18 protein-coding genes are annotated in these 18,541 nt (G+C 67.0%); 7 read left to right on the forward strand and 11 right to left on the reverse strand.

The annotated features are described in order from the left end of the window. Positions 1-37: 37 nt before the first annotated feature. The 4 genes from ACP15H_RS12745 to ACP15H_RS12760 all read right to left on the reverse strand — a co-directional run bounded on the left by ACP15H_RS12745 (position 38) and on the right by ACP15H_RS12760 (position 2,316). Positions 38-844 carry a TIGR00282 family metallophosphoesterase gene (locus ACP15H_RS12745; RefSeq protein ID WP_425066552.1) on the reverse strand — a complete coding sequence of 269 codons (807 nt, stop codon included), beginning with the start codon at positions 842-844 and terminating at the stop codon, positions 38-40. Positions 845-847: 3 nt separating this feature from the next. Further along, positions 848-1,423 (reverse strand): 5-formyltetrahydrofolate cyclo-ligase, encoded by a 576-nt coding sequence (locus tag ACP15H_RS12750; RefSeq protein ID WP_425066553.1) that lies wholly within the window; start codon positions 1,421-1,423, stop codon positions 848-850. 276 nt (positions 1,424-1,699) lie between these two features. After that, the gene (locus ACP15H_RS12755; protein ID WP_425066554.1) at positions 1,700-2,032 is read right to left on the reverse strand and encodes a cell division protein ZapA; all 333 of its coding nucleotides are present in this window, start codon (positions 2,030-2,032) and stop codon (positions 1,700-1,702) included. 110 nt (positions 2,033-2,142) lie between these two features. After that, a complete protein-coding gene (locus ACP15H_RS12760; RefSeq protein WP_425066555.1) occupies positions 2,143-2,316 on the reverse strand; it encodes a hypothetical protein in 174 nt (57 codons plus the stop codon). Between the two features lie 275 nt (positions 2,317-2,591). On the opposite strand from ACP15H_RS12760, the gene tkt reads away from it, so the two are divergent. Both tkt and gap read left to right on the forward strand, forming a co-directional pair. Then, entirely contained in the window at positions 2,592-4,580 is a 1,989-nt protein-coding gene (tkt, locus tag ACP15H_RS12765) for a transketolase (RefSeq protein WP_425066556.1), read from the forward strand. 13 nt (positions 4,581-4,593) lie between these two features. Next, positions 4,594-5,601, forward strand: a complete 1,008-nt coding sequence (gap, locus tag ACP15H_RS12770) for a type I glyceraldehyde-3-phosphate dehydrogenase (protein ID WP_425066557.1) — start codon at positions 4,594-4,596, stop codon at positions 5,599-5,601. Positions 5,602-5,700: 99 nt separating this feature from the next. Here the strand turns inward: gap and ACP15H_RS12775 are convergent, their stop codons facing one another. The 7 genes from ACP15H_RS12775 to ACP15H_RS12805 all read right to left on the reverse strand — a co-directional run bounded on the left by ACP15H_RS12775 (position 5,701) and on the right by ACP15H_RS12805 (position 13,612). Further along, entirely contained in the window at positions 5,701-6,684 is a 984-nt protein-coding gene (locus ACP15H_RS12775) for an ABC transporter substrate-binding protein (RefSeq protein ID WP_425066558.1), read from the reverse strand. Positions 6,685-6,687: 3 nt separating this feature from the next. Next, a complete protein-coding gene (locus ACP15H_RS12780; RefSeq protein WP_425066559.1) occupies positions 6,688-7,806 on the reverse strand; it encodes an adenylate/guanylate cyclase domain-containing protein in 1,119 nt (372 codons plus the stop codon). Positions 7,807-7,809: 3 nt separating this feature from the next. Continuing rightward, positions 7,810-8,175 (reverse strand): response regulator, encoded by a 366-nt coding sequence (locus ACP15H_RS12785; RefSeq protein ID WP_425066560.1) that lies wholly within the window; start codon positions 8,173-8,175, stop codon positions 7,810-7,812. Beyond that, the gene (locus ACP15H_RS12790; RefSeq protein WP_425066561.1) at positions 8,172-10,517 is read right to left on the reverse strand and encodes an ATP-binding protein; all 2,346 of its coding nucleotides are present in this window, start codon (positions 10,515-10,517) and stop codon (positions 8,172-8,174) included. Before ACP15H_RS12790 ends, ACP15H_RS12785 begins: the two co-directional genes overlap by 4 nt. Beyond that, positions 10,514-11,455 carry an ABC transporter substrate-binding protein gene (locus ACP15H_RS12795; protein ID WP_425066562.1) on the reverse strand — a complete coding sequence of 314 codons (942 nt, stop codon included), beginning with the start codon at positions 11,453-11,455 and terminating at the stop codon, positions 10,514-10,516. Before ACP15H_RS12795 ends, ACP15H_RS12790 begins: the two co-directional genes overlap by 4 nt. Before the next feature lie 149 nt (positions 11,456-11,604). Then, positions 11,605-12,342: a GntR family transcriptional regulator gene (locus ACP15H_RS12800; protein ID WP_425066563.1), complete on the reverse strand. Its 738-nt coding sequence runs from the start codon at positions 12,340-12,342 to the stop codon at positions 11,605-11,607. After that, positions 12,332-13,612, reverse strand: a complete 1,281-nt coding sequence (locus ACP15H_RS12805) for a Zn-dependent hydrolase (RefSeq protein ID WP_425066564.1) — start codon at positions 13,610-13,612, stop codon at positions 12,332-12,334. The genes ACP15H_RS12800 and ACP15H_RS12805 overlap by 11 nt, the downstream gene beginning before the upstream one ends. 72 nt (positions 13,613-13,684) lie before the next feature. Between ACP15H_RS12805 and ACP15H_RS12810 the strand changes: the two genes are divergently transcribed. The 5 genes from ACP15H_RS12810 to ACP15H_RS12830 are packed head-to-tail and all read left to right on the forward strand — an operon-like array spanning position 13,685 to position 18,533. After that, entirely contained in the window at positions 13,685-14,599 is a 915-nt protein-coding gene (locus ACP15H_RS12810) for a polysaccharide deacetylase family protein (protein WP_425066565.1), read from the forward strand. Positions 14,600-14,657: 58 nt separating this feature from the next. Further along, entirely contained in the window at positions 14,658-15,752 is a 1,095-nt protein-coding gene (locus ACP15H_RS12815; protein WP_425066566.1) for an ABC transporter ATP-binding protein, read from the forward strand. A gap of 19 nt (positions 15,753-15,771) precedes the next feature. Continuing rightward, on the forward strand, positions 15,772-16,791 hold the full coding sequence (locus ACP15H_RS12820) for an extracellular solute-binding protein (protein WP_425066567.1): 1,020 nt from the start codon (positions 15,772-15,774) through the stop codon (positions 16,789-16,791). A gap of 31 nt (positions 16,792-16,822) precedes the next feature. Then, entirely contained in the window at positions 16,823-17,719 is an 897-nt protein-coding gene (locus ACP15H_RS12825) for an ABC transporter permease (RefSeq protein WP_425066568.1), read from the forward strand. After that, positions 17,706-18,533 (forward strand): ABC transporter permease, encoded by an 828-nt coding sequence (locus tag ACP15H_RS12830; protein ID WP_425066569.1) that lies wholly within the window; start codon positions 17,706-17,708, stop codon positions 18,531-18,533. The genes ACP15H_RS12825 and ACP15H_RS12830 overlap by 14 nt, the downstream gene beginning before the upstream one ends. Positions 18,534-18,541 lie beyond the last annotated feature (8 nt).

An 18,541-nucleotide genomic window follows, 5' to 3' on the forward strand; every position in this document is an offset into this window, starting at 1 on the left:
CTAATAACCGTGCCCTGCGGATACAAGATGCGGGAAGTCAGATCGCCGGAGCGAGCCGCCCCCCGATCCTGACCGGCCGGATGGACTTCGCCAGCCCGGTCCGGTCGTCGGTTTCCACCACCGCCCCGCACAAAGTGCCTCCGCCCTCGGCCGGGGACAGGCGTTCGCCCGGCATCTTGCGGACGAAGCGCTGGATCGCGACGTCCTTCTTCATGCCGATCACGCTGTCATAGTCGCCGCACATGCCGACATCGGTCTGGTAGGCCGTACCGCCGGGCAGCACCCAGCCATCCGCCGTCGGGACATGGCTATGGGTGCCCAGCACCGCCGAAACGCGGCCGTCACAATAGTGACCGATCGACTGCTTTTCGCTGGTCGCCTCGCCATGGACGTCGACCAGGATCATCTGGGCGCCGCGACCCAGTGCATATTTCGCCAGTTCGGCATCGAGCGCGCGAAACGGATCGTCGAGCGCGTCCATGAACAGCCGGCACATGACGTTTATAACGACGATCTTGTGGCCGCGCGGCGTCTGGAACAGGTTGGCGCCCCACCCCGGCGTGCCCGGCGGGAAGTTGATCGGCCGCAACAGGCGCTTGTCCTGCGCCATGTAGGGGATGATCTCCCGCTGATCCCAGGCGTGGTTGCCGGTGGTGATGCAGTCGACGCCCGCCTCGTGCAGTTCGGAACAGATCTTGGCCGTGATGCCGAACCCGGCCGCCGCGTTCTCGCCGTTCACCACGACGAAATCGAGCCCCAGCTCACGACGCAGCCGCGGCACTTCCTTGATGACGGCATCGCGGCCGGCGCGGCCGACGATATCGCCGCAAAACATGATTTTCATGCGTCAGACAAAGGCGCAAGCGCGCCGGTCGGTCAACAGCCAATCGAGCCGCTGGTCCTCGGCGCCGTGCGGCACGTCGGGCACGAGCTGCTGGTCGAAGCCGACGCCGATCGCCGTCACCTTGCGTCGCTTGCGCAGGTCTTCGAGCGTCCGGTCGTAGAAGCCTCCGCCATATCCCAGCCGCCAGCCTTCGGCATCGCAAGCCAGCAGGGGCACCAGCAAAGCGTCGGGCTCGAGCGTCTCGCAGCTGGCCTGGGGCTGCAGCGTGCCGAACACGCCGGCTTCCAGAGGCTCGCCGGGACGCCATGTCCGGAACGACAGCCGCTGGCCGCGGCCGTGCACGACCGGCAGGGCCAACCGGCAGCCCGCCCCGTGCAGATGGGTCATCAGCGGCCGGATATCGATCTCGTCCTTGATCGGCCAGAATCCCGAGACGATGGCCGGCAATTCGATCGGGCGCTCAAGGCGGAAGCACGCGAGCAAGGCCTCGGCTGCCGTCTGGCGCTCAGCCTCGCCGAGACCCTGCCGGCGGACCAACATGGCGGCGCGAAGCGCCCGTTTGCTCTCGATCGTGGTCATGCCGGCAAGGGAAACAAGTGGGGCGGCTCCACGATGGGCCGTGGCTCGTAGAACCTCCAAGGCCTGCGTAAGCAGGTGGGCGTCGTGTAGCCTAGACCAAGGTCAGAGCCAGGAACAACTCCCAGGAGTTCTTATTGGCCCCGGGGTTTTAAGCGGGCCACGCGCTGCGCAGAATTCCGCCCCACGCCCAATGTAGGGACTCGGGGCGGCCATCGCAATGAGAGGACACCGTACGGATGCAGATCCCGCGCTTCGCGCGGGGATGTCAGGACCCGCCTACGCGGCTCCTGACACCTTCTTCGACATCTTGTCGACGCGAGCAGTGATCAGCTCCTCGAGCGCGGTGGCCAGCGTGTCGGCACTGTCCGTCGCGGTCACCCGCGCATTCTCCGCGGCCTTCGCGACGCCCCGCGCCTCGCGGCTTTCCTCGGCGAGCAGCAGCGAGGCGAACACAAGAAGCTTGAATTCCGGCGTGCCGGGAAGCTGGCGACGGAGTTCGGTCACCTTCTCCTCGACATAGGCGGCCAACTCCTGGACACGCGCTTCCTCGCCTTGGCCACACGCGAGTTCGTAGCTACGACCGGCAATCTGAACCGAAACCTGCGGCATTTTCCGCTTCTCCTGTTTTATTGCGCCGTGTTCGGCGTCTGAGGGGGACATAGAGTTTGCCACGTCGCTTCCGGCGACGCACGCACGGGCTGGGGAGAACCGGATATCCGCTACGACTGATCGGCGGCCAGCAGAGAGCGGATGTATTCCATGGCCCGTTCGAGGCGGCCTTCGACCTCGGTCGCGACGCGCTTCAGTTCCTCGTGCTCGCTCTCGACCTTGGCGAGCCGGGCGGCGAGTGCGTCGGAACGCTCCCGCTCGAGACGCAGACGTTCGTCGAGCATCGACTCAAGCCGGCTCAGGGCGCTGTCGACTCGGTCCGTTACGCTGGCTGTCTTGGACATCATTCCCCCGACAGCGGATCGCCGTGGGTCGCCCGGCTGAATCTGCTCCATCGGGCGAGATTAAGTGGTGTGCCTGTTAGCGGTCAACATCTTGCCCCTGTGGAGGGTAAAGGCCCGCAATATGTTGGCCTGACCCGAGTTTTTGCGCATTGACGCGCCAAGGGGTGGTCGTCATGTTGCGCGCCATCCGAAAACCTATACGGCACAAGCATAAAATGACCGATCAGACCGCTGCCCCGCGTGACATGGCGAATGCCATCAGGGCCTTGGCCATGGACGCCGTGCAGCTGGCGGATTCGGGTCATCCCGGCATGCCGATGGGCATGGCCGACGTGGCCACCGTCCTGTTCTCCAAGTTCCTGAAGTTCGACGCTTCGGAGCCCAACTGGCCCGACCGCGACCGCTTCATCCTGTCGGCCGGCCACGGCTCGATGCTGCTCTACTCGCTGCTGCATCTCACCGGCTACGCCGACATGACCCTCGACGAGCTGAAGAAGTTCCGCCAGCTCGGCGCCCGCACCGCCGGTCATCCCGAATACGGCCATGCCAGCGGCATCGAGACGACCACCGGTCCTCTGGGCCAGGGCCTCGGCAACTCGGTCGGTTTCGCCCTCGCCGAGCGCATCCTCGCCGAGCGATTCGGCCGCGACGTCGTCGACCACTACACCTACGTGATCGCCGGCGACGGCTGCCTGATGGAAGGTGTCGGCCAGGAAGCGATCACGCTGGCCGGCCATCTCGGCCTCGGCCGCCTGATCGTGCTGTTCGACGACAATGGCATCTCGATCGACGGCCCGACCTCGCTGTCGACCTCGGAGGATCACAAGAAGCGCTTTGCCGCCGCGGGCTGGCACGTCCTCGCGGTCGATGGGCACGATGCCGAGGCCGTCACGCGTGCCATCCGCAAGGCGCGCAACGTCACCGACAAGCCCTCGCTGATCGCCTGCAAGACGGTGATCGGCTACGGCGCGCCGACCAAGGCCGGCACTGCCGCCACGCACGGCTCGCCGCTGGGCAAGGACGAGATCGCCGGCGCCCGTGCCAAGCTCGGCTGGAACCACGAGCCTTTCGACATTCCCGAGGCGGTGTTCTCCGCCTGGCGCAAGATCGGCGCCCGCGGCAAGTCCGCCCGCCGCAAGTGGACCAAGAACCTCGCCGCCATGGCGCCCGAGGATCGCGCCGAGTTCGACCGCCGCCAGAAGGGCGACATCCCGCCCGCCGTCGGCGAGGCGATTGCGGCGTTCAAGGCCAAGCTTGCGGCCGAGAAGCCGTCCTGGGCCACCCGCAAGTCGAGCCAGGAAGCGCTTGAGGTCATCAACCCGGTGCTGCCCGACACGGTCGGTGGCTCGGCCGATCTGACCGGCTCGAACAACACCAAGACCGCCACGCTGAAGGGTGCCTCGCGCGCCGATACGGCCGGCCGCTACATTTACTACGGCATCCGCGAGCATGCGATGGCCGCCGCGATGAACGGCATGGCGCTCCATGGCGGGATCATCCCCTACGGCGGCACCTTCATGGTGTTCACCGACTATTGCCGGCCGTCGATCCGCCTCTCGGCGCTGATGGGCGTGCGGGTCATCTATGTGATGACGCACGATTCGATCGGCCTCGGCGAAGACGGCCCGACCCACCAGCCGGTCGAGCACCTCCCGGCCCTGCGCGCGATCCCCAACCTGCAGGTCCTGCGCCCCGCCGATGCCATCGAGACGGCGGAATGCTGGCAGATCGCCCTGGACTCCAGGCACACGCCCAGCGTTCTCGCGCTCACCCGCCAGAACCTGCCGACCGTGCGCGGCGCCGGGGACGAAAACCTGTGCGCCAAGGGCGCCTACATCCTCGCCGGCGAAGAGACGGCCCCGATCCGCCTGATCGCGTCGGGCTCGGAAGTACAGCTCGCCCTCGCCGCCCGCGACCTGCTGGCCAAGGACGGGCTCGCCGCCGCGGTGGTCTCCATGCCGTCGTGGGAGTTGTTTGCGGCGCAGGACGACACATATCGCGGCAAGGTGATGGGCGGCGACGGCACGATCCGCGTCGCGTGCGAGGCGGCGACCGGCTTCGGCTGGGAGCGCTGGCTCGGAGCGAAGGGCGCGTTCGTGGGCATGAAGGGCTTCGGCGCTTCGGCCAAGGCCGCGGAACTCTACAAGCATTTCGGCATTACGGCCGAAGCAATCGCACAAGCGGCGCGCCGTCTGGCGCAATAACGGAGGGAAAAAGATGGCTGTTCGTGTTGCAATCAATGGCTTCGGCCGCATCGGCCGCAATGTGCTGCGCGCCATCATGGAATCCGGCCGCAAGGACATCGAGGTCGTGGCGATCAACGATCTCGGCCCGGTCGAGACCAACGCCCACCTCTTCCGCTTCGACTCGGTGCACGGCCGCTTCAACGGTGAAGTGAAGGTCGCCGGCGACACGATCGATGTCGGCCGCGGCCCGATCAAGGTCACTGCCGAGCGCGATCCTTCGAAGCTGCCGCACAAGGCACTGGGCGTCGAGATCGTGCTCGAGTGCACCGGTTTCTTCACCTCGAAGAAGGCTGCCTCGGCCCACCTCGAGGCCGGCGCGAAGCGCGTCCTGGTGTCGGCCCCCGCCGACGGCGCGGATCTGACGGTGGTCTATGGCGTGAACCACGACAAGCTCACCAAGGACCACATCATCGTCTCGAACGCCTCGTGCACGACGAACTGCCTGGCCCCGGTGGCCAAGGTCCTGCACGACGCGGTCGGCATCGACCACGGCTTCATGACGACCATCCACGCCTATACGGGCGACCAGCCGACGCTCGACACGATGCACAAGGATCTCTACCGCGGCCGCGCGGCGGCGATGTCGATGATCCCGACCTCGACCGGCGCCGCCAAGGCCGTGGGCCTGGTGCTGCCGGAACTGAACGGCAAGCTCGACGGCGTGTCGATCCGCGTGCCGACGCCGAACGTCTCTTGCATCGACTTCAAGTTCGTCGCCAAGCGCAAGACGGACAAGGAAGAGATCAACAAGGCCGTCAAGCTGGCCGCCGCCAACCAGCTGAAGGGCATCCTGGGCTGGACCGACCAGCCGAACGTCTCGATCGACTTCAACCACGACCCGCATTCGTCGACCTTCCACATGGACCAGACCAAGGTCCTGGAAGGCACGCTGGTCCGCGTCATGAGCTGGTACGACAACGAGTGGGGCTTCTCCAACCGCATGGCCGACACCGCCGTCGCGATGGGCAAGCTCGGCTGATCCGTCCACCCCGCGAAGAACGACGGGCGCCCCCTCGGGGCGCCCGTTTTCGTTTGTCACTCCGCCGCCGGTAGAGTGCGGCTTCTCTTCAGCGGCCTGCTACTCGATCAGTTCGTCGGCGCGCACCAGGATGCTCGGTGGAATGGTGACCCCGATTGCCCGGGCGGTGCGAAGGTTGACGGCGTAGACGAACTCGGTGGGCTGCTCGATCGGCAGGTCTCCTGGCGAGGCGCCCTTGAGGATGCGATCGACATAGCGCGCCGATCGCATGAACAGGGCCTGTATGTTCACGCCATAGGACATCAGGCCACCGTTGCGGCACTGGTCGACGGGTCCCAGCAAGGGAATCCGCTGCTCGATCGCGAGCGCGGCCAGCTTCTGGGCGTTGGTGCCCAGCGCGAAGATCGAGTGATCGTGCGAGATCACGGCCTGCACCTGCTTGTCCCGCCAGGCCGAGAAGGCCGGCGCGAACTCCGCTGCGCCGCGCACGTCGATCGGAAAAAGCTCGATGCCGAGCGCAGCCGCCGTCGCTCCTATCTTGTCGTGGATCGATGGATTTGCAGGATGAGACTCGTAGAGCAGCACGCCAACCCGCCGCGCTGCAGGATCGATCTCACGCAACAGCTCCAACCGCTTGGCCATGATCTCGGCGACGAAGATCGTCAGGCCCGTCACATTCCCGCCGGGTTGGGCAATGCTCTTCGCGAGGCCGACCGAGACCGGATCGGGTCCCGCCACCTGCACGATGGGGATGCGGTCCGTGAAGGTACGGGCAACCGAGGCGCCCGACGTGTAGGTCACGATCATGTCGACCGGAAGCTCCACGAGCTGCCGGGCCATATCCGGCAGACGCTCGGCGTCCCCATTCGTGTACCTGTACTCAAACAGGACGTTGCGACCTTCGACATAACCGAGCTCGCGCAGCGCCCTCTGGAAGATCTCGATGTCGCGCTTCAGCGCCGCCGCGGTGTCGGGCATCAACATGCCGAGGCGCCATGTTTTCTGCGCCTGCTGCGCCGACGCTCCGCCCGCCAGGCCGAACGAGGCTGCTGCCATCAACACCAGAAAAGTCCGCCGCTCCATCTCCTACCCCCGCGCATCCGCTTCCGGCGGCGTCTTGACCGCGCGCAGCCGCGCGACGGCCGCAGGCCGCGCCATGCCCTTGAGCTGCCGCTCGCCGAGATCCTCGATCTCGCAGATCGCCTCGATGGCGGCCGCGAGGCGGCTGCTCACCAGCACCTCGCCATCGGCCGCGTCCGCGCACAGGCGGGCCGCGAGGTTGATCACCGCCCCGATCGCCGTGTAGTCGAAACGGTCCTCGAAACCGATGCGGCCCAGCGTGGCGAAACCCTGCGCCATGCCGATCCCCAGTCCGAGCCGATGGCCGCGGCGCAACCAGCCCGGCACGAGGGCGGCGACCGCGTCACGCACTTCGAGGGACAGCCGGGCGGCCCGTTCGGGCGCGTCCTCGCAGGGCAGCGGATCGTTGAAGAACACCATCATGCCGTCGCCGGTGAAGCGGTCGAGCGTACCTTCGTACTTGCGGATCAGCGGGCCGACCGCGCCATGGTACTCGCCGAGCACGGCCATGATGTCCTCGGGCTCGGCCGTCTCGGAGAAAGCGGTGAAGCCCCTCAGGTCGCAGAACATCGCGACCACCTCGCGCCGGTGATTCTCCAGGATCCGCTCGTCGCCCGCCGAGACGATGGCCTGCGCGAGCTGCGGCGCGAGGAATGCCCGCAGCCGGCTGACGCGCTGCAGCTCGTCGACCTGCGCCGCCACCTTCGCTTCCAGTTCGCGATTCAGGCCCTGCACCTCGTCGTGCAGGGCCTTGATGCGCAGCATCGCCCGCACGCGGACGATCAACGCGCCATGGTCGACCGGCTTCGTGAGGTAATCGTCGCCGCCCGCCTCCAGCCCGGCGACGACATCCTTGGGCGTGGTCTTCGCCGTCACCATGATGACCGGGATGAATGGCAGGGTCCGGTCGGCCTTGAGCCGGCGCACCACCTCGAGCCCGTCGATCCGGGGCATCATGATGTCGAGCAGGATCAGGTCGGGCAGCGTCTCGCGCACCGCTGTCAGCGCCTGCTCGCCGTCCACGGCCGTCACGACCTCGTAGCCCAGGCTTTCGAGGCGCATGCGGAGGATCTCGACATTGTCGGGAACGTCGTCGACGACGAGGATGCGGGCGGGGTCGCGCATGGATCAGCCTATGATCTCGCGCACCTTGGCCAGCATCTGGCGCGGGCTGTAGGGCTTGGCGATGTAGCCGTCACAGCCGGCCGCGCGCGTCCGCGCCTCGTCGCCTGACAGCGCATAGGAGGTGACGGCCACCACCGGGATCGCCGTCAGTGCGGGAATGGCCTTGATCCGCCGCGTCGCCTCGTACCCGTCCATCACGGGCATCTGGATGTCCATCAGGATGAGGTCCGGCCGATGCTGCTCGGCCATGGCGACGCCCTCGGCCCCGTCATGTGCCTCGATCATCTCGTAGCCCGCCATGCCGAGCAGATCGCGCAGGATCTGGCGGTTGTCCTCGGTGTCCTCGACCACGAGAATCTTCTTGCTCATTGCGCGGCACCCCCGGCGATCGATGCATGGATCGGCAGCGTGACCGTGAAGGTCGAGCCTCTGCCCTCTTCCGACGTGACCGTGATGCGGCCGCCATGCAGCTCGACGATCCGGCGCGAGATGGACAGGCCGAGCCCCGTGCCGCCTTTCTTGCGCGTGCTCGAATTGTCCACCTGCTGGAACTCCTCGAAGATCTTCGCCTGGTCTGCCGGCGCGATGCCGAAGCCGGTGTCGATGACGGCCATTTCAAACGTCTCCCCGACCTTCTCCACCCGCAACTCGACCGATCCGCTGTCGGTGAACTTGATGGCGTTGCCGACGAGGTTGAGGAGCACCTGTGCCAGACGGCGGGCGTCCCCCGTGCCGGTCGGCAGGCCGGCCGCCACGGCCGACCGCAGCTCCAGGCCCTTGGTCTTTGCCAGCGACTCCGTGGCCGCGAGCACCGACGCCACAATGTCGGCCGCGCTGTAGGGCTCCAGCGTAAGCACCAGCTGGCCGGCCTCGATCTTCGACAGGTCGAGCACGTCGTTGATGAGGTCGAGCAGGTGCCGACCGTTCCTCTGGACGCGCTCCAGCACGCCCGCGGCCTTCTCCGAGATTTCGCCGTACAGCCCGTCGGCCATCATTTCGGTGTAGCCGATGATCGCATTGAGCGGCGTGCGCAGCTCGTGGCTCATGTTGGCGAGGAACTGCGACTTGTGCTGGCTGGCGATCTCGAGCTGCCGGCTCTTCTCCTGGATCTCGGTGAAGAGGCGCACATTCTCGATCGCGATGACCGCTTGCGCGGCGAAGGTCTCCAGCAATTCGATCTGGCGATCCGAGAAGGGTCCGGGATCGGTCTTGCGCAGCACGATGCAGCCGATCGCCGTGCCTTCGCGCAGCATCGGCGCCACGAGGTTCGCCCGCCATTTGTGCCGATGCGCCATGGCAATCGCCGCGGCGAACTCTACGGGGTCGAGCGCATCGATGTCCGGCGTATGCACGGTACGGCCGTCGACGATGGCGCGGCCCGTCGTACTGGCGCGATCGAGGGGACGGCGCTCGCCCACCCACGCCGACAGCGGACCGTCATGGGCAGCGCCCACCAGCTCCTCGCCATCGCGGAGCACGATGGCAGAATCGGAAGCGCCGCAGAAACGGCGGGCCGCCACCACCACCACGTCGAGCACGGGCCGCACGTCTGTCGGCGACTGAGAAATCGCCTGCAGGATCTCGGCGGTTGCGGTCTGCTGCTCGAGCGATTCACTGAGCTCCCGCGTGCGGTCCTCGACCCGGTGTTCGAGCGTCGCGTAGGACTCCTCCAGCGCCTCGGCAGACCTGTTGAACTGGTTGGCGAGCGCCTCGAGCTCGTCGCCCGTGCGGATGTCGAGCCGGTGATCGAGTTCGCCGCTGCCGATACGCTGGGCGCCGGCCTGCAGGGCCCGGATGGGCACCACCATGCGACGCGCGAGCAGCGCCCCTGCGAGGCCCGCGATGATCAATCCCAGCACCAGAAGCGCCAGGGCGCGCAGGCCCGCGTTGATCACCGGGAGCTGCGCCTCCGCGGTCGGAAGCTCCACGAAGACGATCCAGCCGAGCGCCGGGATCGATGCATGCGCCGACAGGACTGAAACGCCCGCGAGGTTGCGCGCATCGACCGGCGCCACCGCCCCGTCACGATCGCGCAGCGCGGCAGCGACCTGCGCCAGCCCTTTCATGTCGGTGCCGCGCAAGACCAGCGAAATATCGGGGTGCGCCACGAGCCGGCCGAGCCTGTCCACGACATAGGCATAGCCGTCGCGCCCGATCTTGATCTGCGAGATCACGTCCCAGATCAGCTTGAGGTTCACCTCGGCGACGGTGACACCGCCGCGCGCGCCGTGGCTCACCGCCATCGTGAAATAAGGCTCGCTGCCTTGCCGGAAATAGACCGGCCCGAAATAGACCTTGTTGGCCATCGCCGCGATGAAGGCCGCGTCGGCCGACCGGTCGGTAGCGGCGCCGACGGCGTCCATGGACAGGCGAGAGACGCTGAGCTGCTCGCGGCCCTGGCGGTCGAGTTGTACCAGCTCGGTGATCGCCGGCACCTGGCGCAGGAGTCGCACATAATCGAAGCGACGCTGCTCGACCGGCAGGGAACCCCATTGTGCCTGCGCCACCCACCCGATCTGCCGCTCGATCTCGCGGACGAAGGATTCGATGCGTTGCGCCGCGGCCTCGGCCTTCTCGCGCTGCACCTCGATGGAGGCCCTGCGATTCTCCTGGTAGACAAAGTAGAGGTCGAGTGCGGCGTTGATCACCAGCACGCCGCTCACCAGAGCGACGAAGAGCACGACGTACTTGAGGAAGAGCCCGCGTCTCACTCGATGACCTCGTCGACTCGCGCGAGGAAGAGCGGCGGCACCGCGATGCCGAGCGCCCGGGCGGTTCTCTGGTTCACGACGAGCTCGAAGCGCGAGGATTGCTGCACCGGCAGGTCGGCGGGACGCGCGCCCTTGAGGATGCGGTCGACATAGCCCGCGACCGCCCGCATGTTGTCAGCCTGGCTGGCCCCGTAGGCCATGAGACCGCCGGCAGCCGCGAATTCCCGGCGGAAGGAGATCGACGGCAGCCGATTGCGAAGCGCGAGGCCGGCCGTGACGTCGAAACCAAGACTGGGCTGCACCATCACGCCGTCGACGCCGTCGCGCGCGACCGACTCGAAGGCCCCCGGAAGCTCGCCGGAAGCCGCGACCGGCACCGGCACCAGGCGGATGCCCTGCGCCTCGGCCGCCATCCCGACCTCGCGCTGCAACGGCACGCTGAACGGATCGAGCGCATTCAGCAGCAGCCCGAACGATCGCGTTTCCGGACGGATCTCGGCGAAGAGTTGAAGGCCCTTCGCCGCGACCGTGGCGCTGGGACTGAACACGCCGGTCAGATTGCCCTCGGGGCGCGCGACGTTGCTGATCCCACCGATCTCGGGCGCCGCTCCAAAGAAGACGATGGGGATGCGGTCGGTCGCCTTGCGGGCCGCAACGATCGCCTGCGACAGCACGGCGACGATGACGTCGACCTGCTGCTCGACCAGGGAACGGGCAAGCGCGTCGATGGCGCCGCCGTTGACGCCGGCGTCGCGATAGTCGAACGCGACGGTGCGCCCCTCGACATAGCCGAGATTCGCCATGGCCTGGCGGAACGGCGACCAGCTCGGGTCCGCCTCGCCGGATACCAGGAAACCGACACGGGAAATCTTCTGGGCGCGCGCGGTGCCGCAAAGGCCGAAGGCACCGGCACCAAAGATCAGCGCGCGCCGCCTCACTCGACTCTCCCCACTCGATCGCGTCTTCACATTAAGAAGAAGGCGACAGTCTAGCGCGCCGCGTCACACCGTCCAGCGTGACGGCCGGCGGCAGTGTCGATTGCGCTCGTCATGAAATGGCAAGTGATTCGCATCACATCCAATGCAATTCAGGCGCGCCGCGAGACGACCGCCCGGACGGGCTGCCCGTCGATGCCGCGAAAGGCCTCCTGGAGGTCCACGGATTCGTGCTTCGGCGGGCGTGCCGCCTGCAGGGTCACGAGGCCGGCGAGATGGCCGAGCATCAGCTTGGCCGCCCTGTCCGCTCTTCCATTCAGGATCGCCTCGGCGATGTCGCCATGGTCATGCGGCCCGGCACAGTTGGTGAGCTGCTGCGGCGCCGCCAGCGAGAAGTGCATGGTGGAGCGCGTCAGCAGGCCGCGCAGGAGGCGCGTGAGTTCGTCGTTGCCGCAGAGTTCGGCGAGCAGGACGTGGAACTCGCCCGACAGTTCGAACAGGCGGCCGCGATCGTCGCGGCGGGTGGCGGCCTTCTCCTCGCTCACATGCGCCTTGAGGCGCTTCGCCGCCGCCGCCGTATGGCCCTCGCTCAGGCGGCGCACGATTGCCGCCTCCAGCATCGAGCGCACGTCGTAGATCTGGCGCATCTCCTCGACCGTGAGCGAAGGCACGAAGGTCCCTCGATTGGGGATGGCGGTCAGCCATCCTTCGTGGACCAGCCGGTGGAGCGCCTTGCGCACGCGCTCGCGGCTGACGCCCAGCACGCGCGCCAAGGCCGGCTCCTGAAGCTTCGTCCCGGGCGCGAGGCGGCCCATGTGCATCGCCCGCCTGATCGCGCCGTAGACAGCCTCGTCGGCGGCGACGTCGCCCTTCCTCGGCTTACGCGGCATCGATCTCCTCCACCGCAGCGACCATCAACCGGAGCCCCTGCGCGAAATCGGCGAGGTCCATCGCCTCGTCGGGATTGTGGCTGCCACGGTCGTTGCGGATGAAGATCATCGCCGTCGGCACGCCCATGATGCCGAACACCGCTGCGTCATGCCCCGCGCCGCTCGCCATCGGCAACGCCTCGATGCCGAGCTGCCGCGCCAGCCGCTCCAGTCGCGCGCGGTGGCCGCGGTCGATCGGCCCCGGCTTCGCATTGGTGAAGGCGCCGAGGTCGATCGTGACGCCGCGCCGCGCGCCGATCTCCGCCGCGATCGCGCGCAGCCGCCGGTCGATCGCAAGCAGGACTTCGTTGTCCTCGCTGCGGATGTCCATCGAGAACCACAGTTCTCCCGGGATCTTTGTCATCGTGTGCACCGCGGTGTCGGTGTGGAACTGGCCGACGGTGCAGACGAGATCCTTGCCCGCCGCCTCGTGGTCCAACCACAAGGCCTCCAGCCGCGACACGAACTCGACGCCGGCCATCACCGCGTCGTTGCGCGACAGCCGCGGCTCGGCGCCGGCGTGACCGTAGCGGCCGACGATATGCGGATCGCGATAGCGCAGGTTGCCGCGGATGCCGGTCACGATCCCGACCGGCAGGCCGCGCTGCACCAGCACCGGCCCCTGCTCGATATGGAGTTCCAGGAAGCAGGCGATGCGCGCCGGATCGAGCTGGCGCTCGCGCGCTCGAATTCGGTCGGGCGAGAAGCCCGCCTCCTTCATGTGCTCGGCGAGCGTCCGCCCTGTGTCCGGGCGGCGGCAGGCATCGAGCGCCTCGGGCTCCAGCAGACCGAAGGCGGCTCGGCTGCCGATATAGGGCGCGGGAAACCAGGAGAGTTCCTCGGCGCGCACGCCCATCACGGTGATGTCGTGCTTCGGCCGGCGGCCGGCGCGATGCCAGCGCGCCAGCATCGCCATGCCCGCGACCACACCTGCTGCGCCGTCGTAGTTGCCGCCCTCGGGCACCGAATCGAGATGCGAGCCCGTCATGATGGCGGGCAGCGACCGGTCCTTCCCCGGCAGGGTCAGATAGAGGTTGCCGGCAGCATCCGTGCGCGTCTCCAGCCCCAGAGACTGGCCGATGCCTTGCATCAGGTCGTGCGCCATCTGCTCGCCCTCGCCGTAAGACGCGCGGGTGACGCCGAGGCGGCCTTTGGAATGCGTGCGCAGATGCTCGAACCACTGGCCTGCCAGGGCGGTTTCGGGATCGAGGTCGCGGTGGAGTTCGGTCATGGGCCTGCCGGCAGTTGGTAAAATTATGTGCACATAACGCCAAGAAATGTGCACATCTGAACGGAGGACGACATGCAAGGCGTGAGCCAGATGCGCGACCTGGTGGGCTACGGCGGAATGCCGCCGGCCTGGAAGCTGCCCGGCGGGGCCAGTCTCGCGGTCTCGATGGTGGTCAATTTCGAGGAGGGCGCCGAATTCGCCGTCAGCGACGGCGATCCGCAGGCCGAGAAAATCTCCGAGGTGGTGAGCGTCGTGCCGCCTGGACGTTGGGACCAGGGCAACGAGCAGATCTTCGCCTACGGCATGCGCGCCGGCATCTGGCGCATGCTGGCCGCACTGGAGAAGCATCACACGCCCGCGACCTTCTACATGTGCGGCCGCGCCGTCGAGCGCCTGCCACAACTCGCAAGGCGCATCGTCGAGGCCGGACACGAGGCGGCCTGCCATGGCTGGCTGTGGCGCGCGCATGCCGAATACGCCGACCGGGCGAGCGAACTGAACGACCTCCAGCGCTGCGTCGAGGTCATGAAAAGCGCGACGGGCCAGCGTCCTACAGGCTTCTTCTGCCGCGGCAGTGAAAGCCCGCAAACGCGCTCCGTCCTGCGCGAGCTCGGCTTCGGCTATGCCAGCAACGGCTTCGACGACGACCTGCCCTACTGGGACAAATCCGACGCGCAGCACCCGCTCCTGGTCGTGCCCTATGCGCTCGACAGCAACGACATGAAGTTCTTCCATCCCAACGGCTTCGTGCGCGCCGGCGAGATGGTCGACTATGTGCGGGACGCCATCGAGATGCTGCTCGAAGAAGGCGAGGCCGGCCATCCGAAGCTGCTGAACATCGGCTGGCACCTGCGCATCGCCGGCCGCCCCGGTCGGTTCGCCGCGTTCAAGCGCGTGCTCGCGCTGCTCCAATCCTACGGAGACAAGGTGTGGATCGCGCGGCGCGACGCCATCGCGCAATCGTGGCGGGAACAGTTCCCGGCATGAGTGCTCCGCCGATGGTTGGCATGCGCCTTGCGTTTGCAGGAACAGGGAGGCGGAACAGTTGCAGCAAGCAGTCACGGCCAACGCAGCGCGCACGCTGGATGTCGAGGATCTGAGCGTCCGCTATGGAACCTCGACCGCCGTCGACGGCGTGACGCTCGCCATCGAGCCCGGCGAGGTCGTGGCGCTGCTCGGTCCCTCGGGCTGCGGCAAGACCACCCTTCTCCGGGTCATCGCCGGCTTCGTCCGGCAGGCCGCCGGCCGCGTGCGGGTAGATGGCGCCACCATCGACCACCTGCCGCCCAACCAGCGCAACATCGGCATCGTCTTCCAGAACTACGCCCTCTTCCCGCACATGACGGTGGCGGAGAACGTCGCCTACGGCCTGCGCGCCCGTGGCCTCAAAGGGCCGGACGTCGACGCCAGGGTTTCTCGCTTCCTCGAGACCGTTCAGCTCGGGGGCTTCAAGGAGCGCCTGCCGCGTCAGCTGTCGGGCGGCCAGCAGCAGCGCGTGGCGCTGGCGCGCGCGCTCGCAATCGAGCCCTCGATCCTGCTGCTCGACGAGCCGTTCGCCGCCCTCGACCGCAACCTGCGCCTCGACATGCAGATCGAGATCAAGCGCCTGCAGCGGACGCTCGGTCTCACGACCATCCTGGTGACGCACGACCAGGACGAGGCGATGAGCGTCGCCGACCGCATCGCCGTCATGAACAAGGGCAAGGTCGAGCAGTTCGGCTCACCGGTGGCCATCTATGACGAGCCGCAGACGCTGTTCGTGAACGGCTTCATCGGCACCACGAACCTGATGAACGGCAGGATTGCCTCGCTTCAGAACGGCATCGCGACCGTCGCGCTGGATGCCGGGGCCACGATACAGCTCGCTGCGCCCGCCGGTGTCGGCATCGGGACCACGGTGCTGATGTCGGTGCGGCCCGAGCAGCTTTTGCTTTCCTCGGTTCCCGGCCCCTCTGCGTGGAAGATCGAGCCCGGACTGGCACTGCCCATCGGCGCCCAGCTCGTCCACGAGGCCCGCACGACAGACGGCGCGTTCCTGAAGATCATCGAGCCGCGCCGTGCGGTCGCGGCCGATGTGGCCCGGACCTACTGCACCCTGGCCGCCGACGCGCGTCCCACGCTGTTTCCGCGTTCCACCTGACAACCACGGAGAGCCTTCCATGTTCAGCCGCAGACGCCTGCTCGCCGGTGCCACCGCCCTCGGCGGCGCCTCGCTCCTTCCCTCGATCGCCCATGCCAAGGGCAGCGTCGCGGCCGCCATCTATCCCGGCACCTGGGAAGAAGCCTTCCGCGCCATCGTGGTGCCGGCGATGAAGACCAAGGACAGCGTCGACCTCGAGCTGCAACCGCTCTTCGCCGTCGACCAGGTCGCCAAGGCCAAGGCCGCGCGCGGCGCGCCGCCGTTCGACGCCTTCGTGCTGGACCCGGGTCCGCGCATCACTGCGATCCAGGACGGGCTGTTCGAGAAGATCGACATCAAGAAGATCAGCAATGCCTCGAAGCTCCCGGCCGGGCTGGTCGACGAATGGGGTATCGGCGTCAACGCACAGGTCGTGGGCATCGCCTACAATCCCAAGAAGCTTCCCGCTCCCAAGGGCTGGAAGGACCTGTTCAGCGATCCCTGGGTGTCGCGTCTCGGCCTCACCGGCTTCCAGACCACCTTCGGAACGGTGTCGCTGATCGAGATCGCCAAGGTGTTCGGCGGCTCCGAGACCAACATCGAGCCGGCGCTCGTCGAACTGAAGAAGGTCCTGCCGAAAATCGCCGCGGTCGGCCAGCCCGCCGCCATGCCGAGCCTGTTCCAGCAAGGCCAGTGCGACGTGATGTACACCAACACCCAGACCGTCGCGACGCTCAAGGGCCGCGGCGTCGACATCGAGTTCGTGAAGCCCGAGACCGGCGCCATCACGTTCCTCACGACCCTGCACATCGCCAAGGGCGCTGCGGATGCCGAGAACGCCTACAAGTACATCGACATCGTCGCCGGCAAGGACGTGCAGGAAGCCCTGACCAAGCCGCCCTACAACTTCATCCCGGTGAACAAGGACGTGCCCGTCCCCTCCTACCTGCCGATGAAGAGCCTCGACGAGATGTCGAGCTACATTCGTCACGACTGGGCGAAGATCAATCCGCTGCGCGCCGGCTGGATCGAGAAGTTCAACAAGGAAATGGCGAAGTGATCAGCGTTTTCGCCGGGGGCGCGCCACTCCAGTGGCCCGTCTTCTCATGAACCAGGAACGCGCCACCGGAGTGGCGCGCCCCCGGCGGGGACTGCCACTCTCGGAGTGGCAGCTCGCGCTGCCGCTCGCGTTGGCCTTCGCGTCGATCTTCCTGGCGCCGCTGCTCATGCTGGTCGGCGTCAGCTTCTTCAATGACGACAAGATTACCCAACCCGGATTCGGTCAATGGGCCAAATTCCTCGGCGATCCCTTCAGCTACAAGGTGATCGCCGACACGATGCTGCTCGGCCTCAAGACGGTGTGCGCCACCATCGTGATCGGCTATCCGCTGGCCCTCATCTATCTCGACGCCTCGCCGCGCCTGCAGAAGGTGCTGATCTTCATCATCGTCATGCCGCTGCTGCTCTCCGTGGTGGTTCGCACCTTCGCCTGGATCGTAGTGCTGGGCCGCGAGGGCGTGGTGAACACGCTGCTGATGCAGCTCGGCATCATCTCCGAGCCGCTGCGCCTGCTTCAGACCGAGCTCGGCCTCGTGATCTCGCTGACCCAGATCGAAATGCCGCTGATGCTGCTGCCCCTGATCAGCGTTATGTCGCGGCTCGATCCCAACCTGCGCGACGCCTCCTCCGCCCTCGGCGCCTCGCGCTGGCGGACACTGTTCAAGGTGATCGTACCGCTCAGCATGCCTGGACTGGTCGCCGGCTGCCTGCTGGTGTTTGCCAGCTCCACCACTGCCTTCATCTCGCAGACCGTGATCGGCGGCGTCCGCCTGATCTACCTGCCGCTCCTCATCTGGCAACAGTCGCTCGTCGTCTTCAACTGGCCCTTCGCCGCCGTGGTATCGCTCACCCTGCTCGTCTCGGTGCTGACGGTGGTGAGTGCGCTGTCCTATCTGGGCCGCCGCTCCGGAGGCTATGTCCATGGGTAGGCGCCGCAGTCTCGCCGACCTTTCCTACAGCCTCGTGATCGGCACGCTGGCCGGGCTGGCGCTGCTGATCATCGTGGCGCCGGTGGTGATCGTGCTGACGACCTCCTTCACCGAGGGTCGGTCGCTCAAGTTCCCGCCGACCGGCTTCTCGCTGGAATGGTACGAGGCTCTGTTCGATGCCTCGAAGTCGCGGCAGATCCATCGCGCCGTCTACAACTCGCTCGAGGTGGCAGCCTGGTCGACCGGCTTCGGCATCCTGTTCGGCAGCATGGCGTCGCTCGGCCTGGCCCGTAACCGCCACCGGCTGGCGCGCGTGGCCGATGGGCTCTTCATGTCGCCGCTCGTCCTGCCCGGCCTCACCTTCGGCCTGGCGGCGCTGATGTACTTCACCCTGATCGGCTTCCGGCCGTCCATAAACCTGATCATCGCCGGCCATATGATCGTGACCGTGCCGTTCATCATTCGTACGACATCCGCCAGCATCTCCCAGCTCGACCCGGCGCTGAACGATTCCTCGCAGAGTCTGGGCGCAAGCTGGTTCTACACGATGCGCCGCGTGACCCTGCCGCTGATCGCGCCCGGCATCTTTGCCGGCGCGTTCCTGGCCTTCATGGCCTCGATCGACAACGTGCCGGTGTCGCTATTCCTGTCGACGGCGCGCACCGACATGCTGCCGATCCGCATGTGGGGCATGATGGAATCGACGCTCGACCCGCGCATCGCCGCCGTGTCGGGCGTGTTGATCGCGGCCGCCTTCCTGTTGATGCTGATCATGGAATGGACGGTGGGACTGACCCGCCGCATGCGCGACTGACGAGGACC

This window comes from Reyranella sp., assembly GCF_965249915.1.
In the GTDB taxonomy this organism is placed as follows: Bacteria; Pseudomonadota; Alphaproteobacteria; order Reyranellales; family Reyranellaceae; genus Reyranella.

Coding starts and splice junctions, on each gene's coding strand:
- ACP15H_RS12745 (WP_425066552.1), bottom strand. CDS start 844: ATGAAAATCATGTTTTGCGGCGATATCGTCGGCCGCGCCGGCCGCGAT.
- ACP15H_RS12750 (WP_425066553.1), bottom strand. CDS start 1,423: ATGACCACGATCGAGAGCAAACGGGCGCTTCGCGCCGCCATGTTGGTC.
- ACP15H_RS12755 (WP_425066554.1), bottom strand. CDS start 2,032: ATGCCGCAGGTTTCGGTTCAGATTGCCGGTCGTAGCTACGAACTCGCG.
- ACP15H_RS12760 (WP_425066555.1), bottom strand. CDS start 2,316: ATGCTCGACGAACGTCTGCGTCTCGAGCGGGAGCGTTCCGACGCACTC.
- tkt (WP_425066556.1), top strand. CDS start 2,592: ATGACCGATCAGACCGCTGCCCCGCGTGACATGGCGAATGCCATCAGG.
- gap (WP_425066557.1), top strand. CDS start 4,594: ATGGCTGTTCGTGTTGCAATCAATGGCTTCGGCCGCATCGGCCGCAAT.
- ACP15H_RS12775 (WP_425066558.1), bottom strand. CDS start 6,684: ATGGAGCGGCGGACTTTTCTGGTGTTGATGGCAGCAGCCTCGTTCGGC.
- ACP15H_RS12780 (WP_425066559.1), bottom strand. CDS start 7,806: ATGCGCGACCCCGCCCGCATCCTCGTCGTCGACGACGTTCCCGACAAT.
- ACP15H_RS12785 (WP_425066560.1), bottom strand. CDS start 8,175: ATGAGCAAGAAGATTCTCGTGGTCGAGGACACCGAGGACAACCGCCAG.
- ACP15H_RS12800 (WP_425066563.1), bottom strand. CDS start 12,342: ATGCCGCGTAAGCCGAGGAAGGGCGACGTCGCCGCCGACGAGGCTGTC.
- ACP15H_RS12805 (WP_425066564.1), bottom strand. CDS start 13,612: ATGACCGAACTCCACCGCGACCTCGATCCCGAAACCGCCCTGGCAGGC.
- ACP15H_RS12810 (WP_425066565.1), top strand. CDS start 13,685: ATGCAAGGCGTGAGCCAGATGCGCGACCTGGTGGGCTACGGCGGAATG.
- ACP15H_RS12820 (WP_425066567.1), top strand. CDS start 15,772: ATGTTCAGCCGCAGACGCCTGCTCGCCGGTGCCACCGCCCTCGGCGGC.
- ACP15H_RS12830 (WP_425066569.1), top strand. CDS start 17,706: ATGTCCATGGGTAGGCGCCGCAGTCTCGCCGACCTTTCCTACAGCCTC.